Below are 14,055 nucleotides of genomic sequence, written 5' to 3'. Positions count from 1 at the left end.
GTAATTGCGTGGACGATCACTGCACCGGACCGAAGTCGAGGTCCTTGGCGGTGAAGACGCGGATCGGCTCACCCTGGCGCACGCGGATCGTGGGGCCGATGTTCGAGCTGCCCTGGACGGCCTGCGCGGCCGCCGAAGAACCGCCTGCCACGACGACCGACGCGCCGCCGGTTGCCAGCGTCGTCAGGCCATCGACGACCGAAAGCAGCATGGCCGAACCGAAGCGTTCGAAGAAGTGGGTGTTGACCTTGCCCGGAAGGCCCGTCTCACCGCCAAAGGCAATTGCGGGCGAACCGATGTCGACCGAAACGCCATCGGGGCGGATCACGCGGGTCCAGATCACGTAGGCGCGCTTCTGTCCGGCGGTCAGGCCGCTCTTGTACTGGCCGATGAGGCGCGAGGAGCGCGGGATCAGCACCTTCTTGCCATCGAAGCTGCGCACGTCGGTCGAAACGATGGCGCGCACGTAGCCGGGCACTTCGGTGTCGATCGCGGTTTCAAGGACGGCCGGGATCAGTGTGCCCTGTGTCACCGTGGTCGCGGGGTTGAAGGTACGTGCGGCCGCAGCGGTCGAGTTCGTACCTGCAAGGCGCGAGGCAAAGTCATCGTTCGGGGCGCTGCCCGCCTTCCCCTCTCCCCCGGCAGGGCCCGGCGCGCCGACCGCGCCTGCACTGGCGTCATAGACGACCGTCGGGTTGGCGTAAGGGTTGCCCTGAGGCCCCGCTTGGGCGTTGGGATCGTTGGCAAGAACGGGCGCAGGCGCAGGTGCGGCCAGCGGAGCGGCGGGACGCGGCACCGGCGCCGGAGCGGGGCGCGCCGAGGGGGGCGCTACAGGCGCTTCGGGAACCGGCACGGGCGCGGCGGCAAGGTCCTGCTCGGGCGCGGCGTTGCGCGCGCCGTCCATCATCCACAAGGTAAGGCCGCCCAAGGCCGCGACGAAGACGATCCCCGCCACGAGGCCCAGGCCATCGGCTTTCTTGCGCTGCGAGACCTGGGGCAGGACGTTACGCGTGGCAAGGTCGATAACCTCGCCCCCCTCACCCTCGCGCGGGTCGGTCGCGTTGGCGCCAAAGCGACGCTCGTGCAGAGCGGAAACGGAAGAGGAATGAGGCGCCATCGTTCAGGCCCTTTTCACTGCGCCGAGACCGGCGGGGTTGTACCTGCACGCTGTGCGAGAGCCGGTGCGGGCCGTTCGCCGAGCGGAACGGTGTTGAGCAGCTCAGCCACGTCCTTGCCCCGGCGCAGGATGATGCGGTCGGGCACATCGCTCACCACGATGGTGGGGCCGCGCACGGCATAGTTGACCGGCCCTTCGTCGCCCTTCTCGTTCTCGACAAGGATGGCGGGCAGGTTCGGTGTCTGCTCGGGCCAGACGAGGTAGGTCGACTGCCCGTCGTCGTAGACCCGCACGGGCTGCAGCTTGGCCGCGCCCTTGCGCTCCCACGCGAAGTTGAGCGCGGACGCCTCGGCGGGCATCGCCAGGGGATCGCCCTCGGCGACAGCGCGCTCGGCCGGATCGAGATGGGCCAGGCGCTCCGCCTCGCTGGGACGGGCAAGCGGCGTGTCCTCCACCGGCTCCTCCTCGTCCGCGTACGTGAAACGCAGCATGTAGAGCGGCTTGGCCTTGGCTCCTGCGACAAGGTCGAAGAAGTACGTGCGCTTGTTCGTGACAACCGTCATGTTGGTGCGCGCGCTGGTCTCCAGCGGCTTCACGAACAGGAGGTCGGCGCGCTTGTTGGGCGTGATCTGCCACTGCGAGCTATCGCCCACCGCGACGTTCTCGATCGCTTCGTTGCGGCCAAAGGCGATGGTGGCCTGAACCGTGGTGCGCCCCGGAATGGTAACGACCTCGTCCGCCCGGTAGGCGTGTTCGACCAGGCGGTCATCGGCGCGGACAGGGGCGCTCAGCAGCCCTGCGGCGAGAACCGATCCCAGCATCAGGCGCGAAAGTGTGGTGCGCAGCGTGAAGGCGTGCGTCATCGTGTCTTCTCCTTGACCGGCGCGCGGCCGGTGTCGTTCGAAGCGCTGCGAAAGCGGCTGCCAATGCCCTTCGCGCGCATGTCCTGTCCGGCTCCGGCGGGCGCAATGCCACCACCGGTGACGTGAGTGGTCACGGTGCGCCGCTCACCCGAGCGGCCCGAGGCGCCCTCCCCGCCGTTGCCGCCCGGGCCAGCCTGCGCAGCCTGGCTGGCGGCCATCGCGCTCATGTGCCCGGTGCGCGAGGTGGCAACGCCCAGCGGCTGGAGCATCGGGGCCACAGGCGCAGGCGCGGGCGCGGCGGCGCTCGATCCCGCACGCTCTTCGCGGGCAGATGCCAGTCCGAAGACGCGCCAGCCCGAGACCATCGTGCCCGCGACCTTGAACACCATCACCATGAGCGCGACGTGGACCGCCGCGACCGTGAAGAATGCCATGGCCGCGCGCCCGTCGATCTCCCCCATCTGCGCCGAACTGACGAGCGCGGAGACGATGGGCACGAGCAGTTCCAGGATGATCCCTCCGCCCATGACCACGAAAAGGGGCGTAAAGGCGGTCAGCACCATGCCACGCAACCAGCCTGCGGTGAGCCCGCGGGTTGCACCAAAAAGCCCAAGAATGACAAAGAGCGGCCCCAGAGCGATGAGGATGCCCAGCGCAATGCGCGCGGTGAGGAGAATGCCCACGGTCCCCAGCAGAAGCAGGATCGCGCCCATCCACATCAGCCCTTCGGGCGACATCATCGAGGCCGCGTCAGCCGCGTCCTTGGCCGCCTCTCCGGCCGAGCCGCTGCCCGATCCGGCATTGGTGCCAATCTCATTGATGACACCAAAGACGATGTCGATGCGGTCCGCGAAGATCTGCGTGGCCGAACCGTCCGCCCCCATCAGTTGCCCCGCAATCCAGTCGGGACCGGCGAGCGCAAAGCTCCAGACCATGCCCTGGTAGGCAAGCCAGCTGCTGGTGAAGAGGAGCACCACGCCGATCGTGATCATGCGCGGCATGAGCGAGGACACGCCCACCGAAGCGCGGCCGGTCATCAGGAGGAAGGCAAAGAGCGCGATGTAGAGCGCGAGCAGGATCGAGATTGCGGGCACGAGCGCGCCGTCGCTTCCAAACAGGCGTCCGAATGCGCCCGCGGCCATCTCGTTCGCCACGCAGTCGACCGCGCGCAGAGCCGGGGCCACCCCCTCAGAGGCAAGTTCGGTCAGGCGCTGGCAGGTGTCGCTGGCCATGATCTTTACTCGGCCGCCTCGATCCAGAGCGCGTCATCAGCCGCAGCGGCATCGCCGTCACCCGGCCAGGGCTGGCCGGTAAGCGCGGGGTACCAGGCGCGCGGCGCATCGCCATAGCGCTCGCGCAGGGCATCGAGCTTGCGCACGGTGCTCTCGCGGCCCGACAGGACGGTCAGCACCTCGGGACTGCCCGAAAGATCGAGACGCACCACGACCGAGGCATCGCTCTGGCGGATGAGGAAACAGCGCGAATGCGCGGGCAGCGTGCGGATCACTTCCAGTTCGTGGAGCGAAAGACCAAAGCCCTCGCAGTAATCCTCGGGCCGCGCGCGCGAGTTGGGCATGAAGAGCATGGTCGCGGTCTGCTCGACCAGCGCGGTCGAAATGCGGCTGTCGAGCGCGTCGCGCGCCGACTGGGTGGCAAAACCCACGAGCGCGTTGCGCTTGCGCAGGGTCTTGAGCCAGTCTCGGATGCGCGCGGCGAAGACCTCATCATCGAGCGCCTTCCAGCCCTCGTCGATGAGGATCATGGTCGGCTCGCCGTCCAGACGCTCATCGATGCGGTGGAACAGGTACATCATCACCGGCGTGCGCAGGCGCGGGCTTTCCAGAAGCGCGGTCATGTCGAAGCCCAGGACGCGGGTGTCGAGATCGAGCCGGTCCTCGGCGTTGTCGAAGAGCCAGCCGTGTTCGCCCCCTGCAATCCAGGCATCGAGACGCGAGGCGAGATCGCCCGGTTCGGGACGACGGGCTCCGGCCAGCAGTTCGCGGAAATGCGAGAGACGGCGCAGCGAGGCATCGTTGTGGTAGGCCGCATCGACCGCGCTTGCGATCGTCGCCATCTCCTCCGCGCCCTTGGCCTCGAGCAGGACGCCCAGCCAGTCGCGCAGGAACGCGCGGTTCGTGTCAGTATCGGGCAGCGCGAGCGGGTTGAAGCCGGTCGGGTGCCCCGCCGCGATACGGCTGTAGGTGCCACCGATACCGCGCAGGAAAACCTCGGCGCCGCGATCCTTGTCGAAGAGGATCGTGCGGGGCGCGAACTTCTGCGCCTGCGCGGCGAGGAAGTTCATGACAACTGTCTTGCCCGAACCCGACGGTCCGATGACGGTGAAGTTACCAAGATCGCCCTGGTGGAAGTTGAAGAAGAACGGGGTCGAACTGGTGGTCGCCAGCAGCGTGACTGCATTGCCCCAGTGGTTGCCGCTCGCCTGCCCCAGCGAAAAGCCATGGAGCGAGCCGAAACAGGCCATGTTGGCGCTGGAGATGAGCGCGCGGCGCACAAGGAACTCTTCGTTCCCGGGGAACTGCCCCCAGAAAGCGGGCTCCAGGTTCGCATCCTCGCGCACCGCGACCGCGCCCGCATCGGCGAGCGAGGCCGCGCAGGCCGCGCTCAATGTATCGAGTTCGTCGAGCGTGTCCGCGCGGACCAGTACCGAGAGGTGATGGTCGCCGAAACCGACCGCGCCAGTGCCCAGCGCATCGCGCGCGGAGACCATCTCGGAACGCTCGGCCATGGCCTCTTCGTCGGCCGAGCGCAGGCGGCGAATGGCAAGATCGATGCGCTCGCGCGCGATCTGGCGATCACACGGAGCGTAGGTTTCGGTCAGCACCATCTCGGCGGGCAGGCGCAGCAGCGCATCGGTCAGCCCGGGCGAAGTCGCATCGGGGTATTCCTTCAGGCTGACCATGGCGCCGAAGGCAGGACGGCCATCCGCCCCGCGCAGCTCCAGCGCGTCGAGCCCGAAGTTGATGCGGCGATAGGGCAGCATGTGGCCGATGTCGGTGCCCGCAGCCGGGCGGCGCACGGGCCGCATCTCACCGTTGTAGAGCGCGCTCAACAGTTCGAGGACTTCCGAACAGGTCCCCGTGGTCCCTTCGTAATCGCCCAGAAGTCGCGCCCCGTAAGCGCCGAGCGAGGCCACCATGGCGGTGGCAGCGGCGCGCAGCGCGCGCACGTCGGCGGGGTCGATACCGGTGCCATCTTCGCCCTTCTTGCCACGCAAGCTGCGCGAAAGGCGATCGGCCCAGCCCGCCTTGCCGCGTGCAGGACGGCGCACCAGCGCAATGAACTGGTCGTTGACGAACAGGTCGCCCGAGCGCGTCCGCTCACGCCAGCGTGCGTCAATATGCGCGGCGAGCGGGTCCTCGAAGTGGCCGTCGAGTTCGACTTCGACGCGGCGGCGGATGACGTGGTGATAGAGCACGAAGCGCGCATCAAGCGAGGAGCGCAGCAGCACCTCGCGCGTCGCCACATGGGCGTTGAGCTCATCGGTGTCGGCCGTCTCGAACGCGAGCCCCGGCACCATCAGCGCCAGCGCCAGCGAACCATCACGCAGGCGCACCACGCTTTCATCGACAAGCTGCGCATAGGGCAGACGGTCACCCGCCGCCGCTTCCTTGGCGGCCCAGCCCGTCAGCACGTCCTTGAAACGACGACCCATTGTCATTCCCCCGCGAGCGCCCCTCAGGGCGCGTAACTGTTGCAGCCCCAGCGCTTCCAGTTGCGCACGCGGGGACACTTGCTGACTTTCTTGAGCCAGAGATCGAAGACCCGCGGTTCACGCAGGCAGGCGAGGTACCCGATCGCGTGCATCACCGCGAAAGCGAGCAACGCCGCAAAGTTCTTGGTGAGCAGGAAGACCTCGGTCGTCACCATCCCGTTGATGATGAAGTAGCTGAAGGTCACTCCGGCAAACATCTGCGGCCGGGTCAGCGCCCTGTGAACCGGGAAGCGGGCAAGTGCCATCGCGGCTCAGCCTGCGACCTGCTGGATGCCCGATACGATCGCGCCCGCACCGAACAGCACGAAGACGCCAATGATGACCGTCGCGCCAAAGCGCCAGTTCATGCGGCCTGTCAGCATGCCAAAGCCCACGGCCGCCACCGCCATAACGGCCACCGCCGTCGCCACATTGCCAAGCAGGGTACCCTGCAACCAGGTGAGCGCGTTGACGATGGGGCCCGAACCGGCAGGGTCCTGCTGACCGGCCACCTGCGCGAAAGCGCGCACGGGGCTGAGAAGCATCGTTGCAAGGGCCAGGAGCCCCGAAAAAACCTTGGAAAGCGATCGCCGTGAAACGCAAACGAACGTCATAACTCGAATCATCCTGCCCTGTGTCTGGGGGCGGATTGCGCGAATCTTGTGACAAGCTTGTGACGATCACACGGCGAAGACGTCATTCTCCCATCTCCCCTGCGCCAGAGCGCCCACGGGGCCCGGCTGGCGACGCAGGCGCTGACGAAGCAGGAGCCCATTCTAGATGGTGCCGGCGCGACCCGAAAGGCGACCATCCGAGGTAGGGCATCGGGGGTAGGAGCAGGACCAAAAGGGATGAGGCGTCCAGCCGCGGCCACATCGTTGAGCCGCGTGCAAGGCAATCACAGGCGTGCGCTAGCGCACCTGATCGGGAAAGGAAGAGGACGCAGACAAGGGCCCACCTAAGGTCAAAGATTCGCGCGTGCGCGCGTGTCGGGCGGTGGGCCCGGTACTCGAAAAAGGGAGGCGAAACCTCAGAGCATGGCGAGCGTGCGCTGCGCGTCGAGCCCTTCGCGCTTGGCGGTGCGGGCGATGTAGCGCGAATCGATCCACTTGCCGCTGCCGGTTTCGAGATCATAGCGCTCGTCGCTGACAATGGCGGCATCGTAGGCCTTGCGCGCGTCATGGACGCGGCCAAGGCGGGTGTAGGCCGCCCCCAGGTTGATCAGGAGCGCAGGGTCCTCCCCGCGCACCTCGCGCGCGGCCAGCAGCTTGGCAAGCGCCGCCTGGTCCTGCCCGGCCACGAGTTCGGCGTAGGCGACATCCTGCGATTCGGCGCGCGGCAGCTCGACCGTGAGCGAAAGGGCGGACTGGCCAGCAAGGAGAGCCAGGGCTGCGGCGGTCAAGGACATGTGTTTTTCTCCCTCGAGTTCATCAATGCGGCCGATTGTGCGCGAAAAGCCACAGCCCTCAAGCAAAATGACAGGAGTGTCATAAAACTGCAATCTTGATCCGAACCCCGCAGAAATACGTGAGTCGTCTCAGCCCAATTTCCGCGCGCGCCCACCTTGACACATGAAAGTCACACCATCGTCAGAAAAGTCCATATTTCTGTCATGGCAACGCCAACAAATTGTCACCCCCCACCCCTAGGACGCCGCCAACGATGGCGGGCCCGCCGCGATCGTCGAATTTGATCCACTCGATCGAAACCGATCCAACGGGGGAATACACGTGAAGAAATTCTCTGGCCTGATGCTCCTGGGCTGCAGCGCTCTCGCTCTTGCGGGCTGCGGGGCCGATGACATTGCCTCGCCCGGCGCCGGAAGCGTCGTGGTCAACAACGGTGGCGGCACCACGCCGACGCCCACGCCCACGCCGACCACGGGCCTGATCGAAGCGGCCGCCGAATGCCCGACCTTCAACGCGACGGGCGGCCTGTCGAACGACGGCACCATCGAGGACCCCAACGGCAATTCCTGGCGCATCTGCACCCTGCCCGCGCTGGTCGATGCCAGCTCCAGTCTGCCCAACGAAGCGGGCGTTCTCTATCGCATCAACGGCCGCGTGGACGTGGGCTGCGATGGCGGTTTCTCGGTCCCGTCCTCGGGCTCGCCCTACACCACCACCACTGCCTCGTGCCTCAACGCCGGCATCTCGAGCCTGAGCTCGGACACCGCAGTTGAGCTGACCATCGATCCGGGCGTCATCGTCTACGCCGAGAACGCCGCCGATCCCGCCTGGCTCGCCGTCAACCGCGGCAACACGATCCAGGCCAACGGCACCGCCTCCTCGCCGATCGTCTTCACCAGCCGCCAGAACGTCGTCGGCTCGGCCACCGACAGCTCGGACCGCCAGTGGGGCGGCATCGTGCTGCTCGGCCGCGGCATCATCACCGACTGCACCGCGGGCGGCAGCGTCGCCACGCAGGACTGCCAGCGCGAGACCGAAGGCGCAGCGACCCCCGCCACGTTCGGCGGGCGCAACAACGGCTACAGCGCCGGTTCGATGCGCTACGTGCAGATCCGTTACTCGGGCTACAACCTGGCACCCGATGCCGAACTCCAGTCGCTCACCGGCGGCGGCCTGGGCACGGGCACCACGCTCGACTACATCCAGACCGTCAACAGCTCGGACGACGGTTCGGAGTTCTTCGGCGGCGCGGTCAACATGAAGCACTACATCGCGGTCAACGCCGACGATGACAGCCTCGACACCGACACCGGCCTCAAGGGCAACTTCCAGTACCTGCTGCTGCTCCAGCGTGCGGGTGCAGGCGATGCCTTCTTCGAGATCGATTCGAACAACAACATCAACTCCGATCCGGCCGACCGCCAGCGCTCGACCTTCGCCAACTTCACCGCGATCCAGTCGGGCAACCGTCCGGACAACTCGGACGAAGCCAGCATCCTGGTGCGCGGCGACTCGGACATCAACTTCGTCAACGGCATCATCAACACGCCGAGCAACGAGTGCATCCGCGTCGATGGCCGTACCGCCACCGGTTCGGCTACCTTCACCGCCAACTCGGTCGTCATGACCTGCGGTGACACCGGTCCGTTCCTGAGCACGGGCAGCCAGTACTCGGGCACGAACACGGCCGAAGACATGTTCAATGCCGGCACCAACAACAACGCCTCGATCACCTCGACGCTGACCAGCACCTTCGTCAACGGCTCGAACGAGAGCGGTGTGGTGGCCTACGCCAACATCACTGACTTCTCGAGCTTCTTCGACGTGGTCGACTACATCGGTGCCGTGCGCGACGCGAACGACACCTGGTTCCGCGGCTGGACCTGCGACAACGCCACCGCCGATTTCGGCACCGGCAGCCTGTGCACCGGTCTTCCGGTCGCCTGAACGATCGCCCGTTGAACGGGGAAAGGGGCGGTCTGTCGGGCCGCCCCTTTCGCTGATCCGAATTTATGTGTTTCTGAGGGGGAACCTTCCCATGACCAAGTCGCGGCTCGTCCCGCTCCTGCTTCTCTCCACGGTGATGACGCCGGGTATCGCGCAAGCGCAGGACAGCGATACAACGCCTGAAACCCTTGCCGCTCCCGCCGAAACGGCGCAGGACGAAACCGAAGGCGATGCCCCCGACGTTTCGATCCCCGGCGGCGCGATCATCGTGACCGGGCGGCGTATCGTCAACGTCGAGCGTTCCGCGACCGAGGTCCTCTCGGTTCTCTCCAGCGAAGACATCGCGCGCACCGGTGAAGGCGACATTGCAGGCGCTCTGGGCCACGTCACCGGCCTTTCGGTCGTGGGCAATGGCTATGTCTACGTGCGTGGCCTGGGCGATCGCTACTCGCTCGCGCTGCTCAACGGCTCCCCCCTTCCCAGCCCCGAGCCGCTCAAGCGCGTGGTTCCCCTCGACCTCTTCCCGACCAGCGTCGTGGCCTCCTCGATGGTCCAGAAGAGCTACTCGGTGAACTTCCCGGGTGAATTCGGCGGCGGCGTGATCAACCTGACCACCCAGGCCGTGCCCGAGGAAAGCTTCCTCAAGATCGGCGGCGGCATTGGCTGGGACAGCGAGACAACCAACAAGCTGAGCTATTCCTACTACGGCTCCAAGACCGACTGGACGGGCTACGACAATGGCCTGCGCCGCGTGCCCTACGACATGCAGGCGCTGTTCGACAGCAACCTGGCGCTCAACCCCACCAGCGAGCTGGCCGACGACATCGGCTCGATCCTGTTCACGCCGCGCAACTCGGTGATCCAGACCATCGAGAACACGCAGCCCAATTTCAGCGCCGATCTTTCGGCGGGCACCTCCTTCGACCTTGGCGGCGCGACGCTCGGCGTGATCGCGACTGCGGGCTACTCGAACACCACGCAGACCCGCCAGGCGCTGCGCCAGTCGACGCAGCTTCTCTCGGGCGCTTACGAGGACCGCGACCAGGACGGCACCACCGTCCAGAGCGACAACCGCGTGATCGTCAACGGCCTTCTTGGCCTGGGCCTCGAATGGGGTGACAACTCGATCCGCTGGACCAACGTCTATATCCACGACACCGACAAGTACGCGGCCCTCGCCTCCTTCAAGCAGCCCCAGCAGAACGATGACTGGGACTTCATGGAACAGAGCACGGGCTGGTACGAACGCCAGTTGATCGACAGCCAGTTCACCGGCGAGTTCAAGCCCACCGACGACACCACGATCGACCTGCGCGCCGGGTACGCCAACTCCAAGCGCCTCGCGCCCTACGAGATCGTCTCGCGCTACATCCGTCGCAACACCGGCGATGGCGGCGTGGGTGACCTGTTCACCAACGCGCTGGGCAGCGGCACCGGATCGGCGCCGACCTCGATCTCCTTCTCGCGCCTCAACGAGGATGTCTGGTCGGCGGGCGCCGACGTCAGCCATCGTTTCTCGACCAACTGGTCGGGCACGGTGGGCTATGCCTACCAGATCAACTCGCGCGAGAGCCGCCAGCGCCAGTTCCTCGTCATTGCCAACGGCGATTCCGAACTGATCGAAGCGCTGGGCACCGCGCGTCTCGACGTGCTGCTCCAGACCGGCCAGTGGTACCTTGATCGCACCGGGCTCGACTACGACCTGCAGCTCCAGGACCCGACCGCGCCTTACGCCAATTACCGCGCGCGCCTGCTCAACCATGCCTTCTACGGCAAGGTCGACGGTACGCTCGCCGACGGCCTCACCCTCGATGCAGGTGTGCGCTGGGAATGGGCCAAGGAGCAGTCGCTGCTGGTCCCGGTCGAAGGCGTGGCCGAAAGCGGCGTGACGCTGAAGAACGAGTACTTCCTGCCGGCCGCCACGCTGACCTACGAGATCGATCCCGAGATGCAGATCCGCATCAACGGCTCGAAGACCATCGCCCGCCCCCAGTTCCGCGAGCTGATCTTCCAGAACTTCTTCGATCCGGAAACCAACCGCACCTACCAGGGCAACCCGCAGCTCATCGACAGCCAGCTCTACAACGCCGAAGCGCGCTGGGAGTGGTACTTCAACCGCGACGAGCATGTCTCGCTGGGTGGCTTCTACAAGCACATCAAGAACCCGATCGAGAGCTACCTGCTCTACTCGAACGGCTACTTCACCCGCTACGCCAACGCGCCCAGCGCCGATCTTTACGGTGCGGAAGTCGAACTGCAGAAGTACTTCGACCTCTACAACCTGGGCTCGTTCTTCGAGACCCGCCGCATCGCCGTCAACGCGAACTACACCTACACCAAGTCGCAGCTCAACGTGACCGCCGATGACGTCACCAACGTCAACGGCTTCCTCTCGGCCGCGACCAACTACTTCGTCGACGGCGCGCCGCTGACCGGCCAGTCCAAGCACATCGCCAACCTGCAGTTCGGCCTGGAAGACACCGACAGCCTCTCGCAGCAGACGATCATGCTCAACTACGCCTCCAAGCGCGTGACCAGCCGCGGCGTCAATGGCACCATCCGCCAGCCCGACATCTTCGAGCACCCCGGCTTCACCATCGACGTGATCGTGCGCCAGGGCATCATGATCGGGGCGAGCGAACTGGAACTGAAGTTCGAGGGCCGCAACCTCACGGGCCGCGCCCACAAGGAATACCAGAGCTTCGAAGACGGCGACGTCCAGTTCAATACCTACGACCTGGGCCGGGTGTTCAAGGCGTCCGCCTCGATCAAGTTCTGACCTGACCGTTTCTTGCGAACACGCCGGGAAGCCCCCTTCCCCCGCGTGACCTCACAGCCCGGCTGCAGCAATGCGGCCGGGCCTTTTTTGGTTTACCGCCCTTCGAACAGGGCCTCCACGCCCGTCTTGCGCCGCACCGATCACGCCGCTAGGAGGCGGGTTCGTCACACGGGGAGTAGCCGCCTGCCCTCCCGCCCCTGCTTCCTGGCACGGGTTCCGGCAGGCCCTGTCGTCAACATACTTGGCCGAGAGGCCATGGCGCACAGGAGTTCGCGCGGAAGGGTCCAGGGACCTTCCCAGCGCGCTTCGGGCAAGACCAGAGACGCCGGACGCCATCGCCTGGCCGGGCGGGGGCCGATGGCCTCTTTGCGTTCAATGCCCGCCCGGCCCTGATGGAAATTCGACATGATGGAAGCCTTTCTCACCTCGAGCGCGGTCGTTGCGCTCGCCGAAGTCGGCGACAAGACGCAACTGCTTGCGATCGTGCTCGCCACCCGCTTCAAGAAGCCCTGGCCGATCGTCGCGGGCATTCTCGTCGCCACGCTTGCCAACCACTTCCTTGCCGCGCTCGTCGGCGAACAGGCCGCAGCCTTCCTCGACGGCCTGTGGTTCCGCTACCTCGTGGCCGCCAGCTTCATCGTCATGGGCCTGTGGACGCTGATCCCGGACACGTTCGACGAGGACGACGAGCCCAAGCCGGGCCGCTTCGGGCCATTCCTCGCCACCGTGATCGCCTTCTTCCTCGTCGAGATGGGCGACAAGACCCAGATCGCGACCGTGGCGCTCGCCGCCCGCTTCGAGAGTGTCATCCCGGTCATGCTCGGCACGACACTGGGCATGATGATCGCCAATGCGCCGGCCGTATTCCTTGGCAATGCGCTCATCGAACGCGTCCCCATGCGCGTGGTCCACATGATCGCGGCACTGCTGTTCGTTGCCATCGGCCTGTGGCTCCTCGTCCAGACCGCGGGCTGGCTCGGCTGAGCTTTCCTGTCGGAACGCATGGCGTCTTCCTCGCGTTGAGGTTTCAAACACCAACACGAGGAGACACGCCATGGACGACAAGGTTCAGCACAGCTTCTGGAAGGCCTTTGCCGACAGCCCCTTCATCATGATGAAGCTGTCCGATGCCCCCGGCCACGCCGAGCCGATGACGGCGATGCTCGACAAGGAGGCGACCCATTCGATCTGGTTCTTCGCGCGCCGCTCCAACCGCATCGCGGGCGGCGGCAAGGCGATGGGCCAGGTCATGACCAAGGGTCACGACGTCTTCGCCTGCCTGTCGGGCACCCTCACCGAGGACACCAGCGTCACGCGCCGGGGCGACCTCTGGAACAACGCGGTCGAGGCCTGGTTTCCCGAAGGCAAGGACGATCCCGACGTTGTCATGCTGCGCTTCGACATCGATGACGGCGAAGTGTGGACCGCCGACATGGGCCTGAAGCAGGTCTACAAGCTCATCACCGGCAAGCCGATCCACGCCAAGAACGCAGGCGAGCACGCGCTGGGCGCGGTCTGACAGCCTGAAATGCGCGTGACGGCGCGGCCCGCTCAGGCCGCGTCGAACACGTAACCGAGCGAGCGCACGGTGCGCAGCGGATTGCCCGCCCCCACGCCCTTGAGGGCACGGCGCAGGCGGCCGATCCATACGTCCACGGTGCGCTCGTCGACCGGCGGCTCCTGCTTGCCCAGCGCCGCGATCAGCTGCGCGCGGGTAAAGACCCGCCCCGGATGCTCGATGAAGTAGCGCAGGAGACGCAGCTCGTTGGGCATGAGTGAAATGGGCTTGCCCTGCCAGCGCGCCTGGAAGGCCGCAACATCGACCGTAAGGTCCCCCTGGGCCACAGTCCGGATACCGGTGGCATCATGCTCACTGACATTGGCTCCCAGCACCCGGTCGAGCAGCGCATTGCGCATGAGCGGACCAACCATGTAGTCATCCGCCCCCATGCGCAGCGCGCGCTTGCGATCCTCGACATTGTCCTCTTCTAGCACCATCGTCACATGCGCATGGGCGGTCAGCGCATCGGCGCGCAGGCGGCGGCACAGCTCCAGACCCGACATTTCGGGGAGCACCCAATCCACGAAGACCCATAAGGCGCCCTCGATCAGCGGCAGTTCGCAATAGTCTGTCCAGCGATGCAGCACCACGTCGAAATCGTCGTGGCGAAACGGCGCGTAGCCGCCTGAGAGTTCGCTGGCCAACAGGATATCAATACGCCGCATTG

Annotated in this window: 12 protein-coding genes; 4 read left to right on the top strand and 8 right to left on the bottom strand. The window is 66.0% G+C overall.

Annotated elements, in window-relative coordinates; genetic code table 11:
- Positions 1-16: 16 nt before the first annotated feature.
- The 7 genes from LC060_RS04835 to LC060_RS04805 all read right to left on the bottom strand — a co-directional run bounded on the left by LC060_RS04835 (position 17) and on the right by LC060_RS04805 (position 7,100).
- A complete protein-coding gene (locus tag LC060_RS04835) occupies positions 17-1,117 on the bottom strand; it encodes a TrbI/VirB10 family protein (RefSeq protein ID WP_226633203.1) in 1,101 nt (366 codons plus the stop codon).
- A 14-nt stretch (positions 1,118-1,131) separates the two neighbouring features.
- Positions 1,132-1,980 (bottom strand): TrbG/VirB9 family P-type conjugative transfer protein, encoded by an 849-nt coding sequence (locus tag LC060_RS04830; RefSeq protein ID WP_226633201.1) that lies wholly within the window; start codon positions 1,978-1,980, stop codon positions 1,132-1,134.
- Complete coding sequence (locus LC060_RS04825) at positions 1,977-3,212, bottom strand: type IV secretion system protein (protein WP_226633200.1); 1,236 nt, start codon at positions 3,210-3,212, stop codon at positions 1,977-1,979. Before LC060_RS04825 ends, LC060_RS04830 begins: the two co-directional genes overlap by 4 nt.
- A 5-nt stretch (positions 3,213-3,217) precedes the next feature.
- Positions 3,218-5,653 carry a VirB4 family type IV secretion/conjugal transfer ATPase gene (locus LC060_RS04820; protein ID WP_226633198.1) on the bottom strand — a complete coding sequence of 812 codons (2,436 nt, stop codon included), beginning with the start codon at positions 5,651-5,653 and terminating at the stop codon, positions 3,218-3,220.
- Positions 5,654-5,676: 23 nt separating this feature from the next.
- The gene (locus LC060_RS04815; protein ID WP_148628225.1) at positions 5,677-5,958 is read right to left on the bottom strand and encodes a type IV secretion system protein VirB3; all 282 of its coding nucleotides are present in this window, start codon (positions 5,956-5,958) and stop codon (positions 5,677-5,679) included.
- A gap of 6 nt (positions 5,959-5,964) precedes the next feature.
- The gene (locus LC060_RS04810) at positions 5,965-6,318 is read right to left on the bottom strand and encodes a TrbC/VirB2 family protein (protein WP_413465088.1); all 354 of its coding nucleotides are present in this window, start codon (positions 6,316-6,318) and stop codon (positions 5,965-5,967) included.
- A gap of 404 nt (positions 6,319-6,722) precedes the next feature.
- Positions 6,723-7,100 (bottom strand): hypothetical protein, encoded by a 378-nt coding sequence (locus LC060_RS04805; RefSeq protein ID WP_226633194.1) that lies wholly within the window; start codon positions 7,098-7,100, stop codon positions 6,723-6,725.
- 322 nt (positions 7,101-7,422) lie between these two features.
- Between LC060_RS04805 and LC060_RS04800 the strand changes: the two genes are divergently transcribed.
- The 4 genes from LC060_RS04800 (at position 7,423) to LC060_RS04785 (ending at position 13,346) form a co-directional block, all read left to right on the top strand.
- A complete protein-coding gene (locus tag LC060_RS04800; RefSeq protein ID WP_226633193.1) occupies positions 7,423-9,048 on the top strand; it encodes a hypothetical protein in 1,626 nt (541 codons plus the stop codon).
- Between the two features lie 91 nt (positions 9,049-9,139).
- Positions 9,140-11,827 (top strand): TonB-dependent receptor domain-containing protein, encoded by a 2,688-nt coding sequence (locus LC060_RS04795; RefSeq protein WP_226633191.1) that lies wholly within the window; start codon positions 9,140-9,142, stop codon positions 11,825-11,827.
- Between the two features lie 408 nt (positions 11,828-12,235).
- Positions 12,236-12,811, top strand: a complete 576-nt coding sequence (locus LC060_RS04790) for a TMEM165/GDT1 family protein (RefSeq protein ID WP_226633630.1) — start codon at positions 12,236-12,238, stop codon at positions 12,809-12,811.
- Positions 12,812-12,881: 70 nt separating this feature from the next.
- A complete protein-coding gene (locus tag LC060_RS04785) occupies positions 12,882-13,346 on the top strand; it encodes a pyridoxamine 5'-phosphate oxidase family protein (protein ID WP_226633183.1) in 465 nt (154 codons plus the stop codon).
- Between the two features lie 32 nt (positions 13,347-13,378).
- Here LC060_RS04785 and LC060_RS04780 read toward each other — a convergent pair whose 3' ends face one another.
- A complete protein-coding gene (locus tag LC060_RS04780; RefSeq protein ID WP_226633181.1) occupies positions 13,379-14,053 on the bottom strand; it encodes a response regulator transcription factor in 675 nt (224 codons plus the stop codon).
- Positions 14,054-14,055 lie beyond the last annotated feature (2 nt).

It is taken from the genome of Novosphingobium profundi, from assembly GCF_020524485.1.
GTDB lineage: Bacteria > Pseudomonadota > Alphaproteobacteria > Sphingomonadales > Sphingomonadaceae > Novosphingobium > Novosphingobium profundi_A.
The sequence above is the reverse complement of the archived record's forward strand: the minus strand, read 5'-3'. Positions and strand labels throughout refer to the sequence as shown.

Coding starts and splice junctions, on each gene's coding strand:
- LC060_RS04835 (WP_226633203.1), bottom strand. CDS start 1,117: ATGGCGCCTCATTCCTCTTCCGTTTCCGCTCTGCACGAGCGTCGCTTT.
- LC060_RS04830 (WP_226633201.1), bottom strand. CDS start 1,980: ATGACGCACGCCTTCACGCTGCGCACCACACTTTCGCGCCTGATGCTG.
- LC060_RS04825 (WP_226633200.1), bottom strand. CDS start 3,212: ATGGCCAGCGACACCTGCCAGCGCCTGACCGAACTTGCCTCTGAGGGG.
- LC060_RS04820 (WP_226633198.1), bottom strand. CDS start 5,653: ATGGGTCGTCGTTTCAAGGACGTGCTGACGGGCTGGGCCGCCAAGGAA.
- LC060_RS04815 (WP_148628225.1), bottom strand. CDS start 5,958: ATGGCACTTGCCCGCTTCCCGGTTCACAGGGCGCTGACCCGGCCGCAG.
- LC060_RS04810 (WP_413465088.1), bottom strand. CDS start 6,318: ATGATTCGAGTTATGACGTTCGTTTGCGTTTCACGGCGATCGCTTTCC.
- LC060_RS04805 (WP_226633194.1), bottom strand. CDS start 7,100: ATGTCCTTGACCGCCGCAGCCCTGGCTCTCCTTGCTGGCCAGTCCGCC.
- LC060_RS04795 (WP_226633191.1), top strand. CDS start 9,140: ATGACCAAGTCGCGGCTCGTCCCGCTCCTGCTTCTCTCCACGGTGATG.
- LC060_RS04790 (WP_226633630.1), top strand. CDS start 12,236: ATGGAAGCCTTTCTCACCTCGAGCGCGGTCGTTGCGCTCGCCGAAGTC.
- LC060_RS04785 (WP_226633183.1), top strand. CDS start 12,882: ATGGACGACAAGGTTCAGCACAGCTTCTGGAAGGCCTTTGCCGACAGC.
- LC060_RS04780 (WP_226633181.1), bottom strand. CDS start 14,053: ATGCGGCGTATTGATATCCTGTTGGCCAGCGAACTCTCAGGCGGCTAC.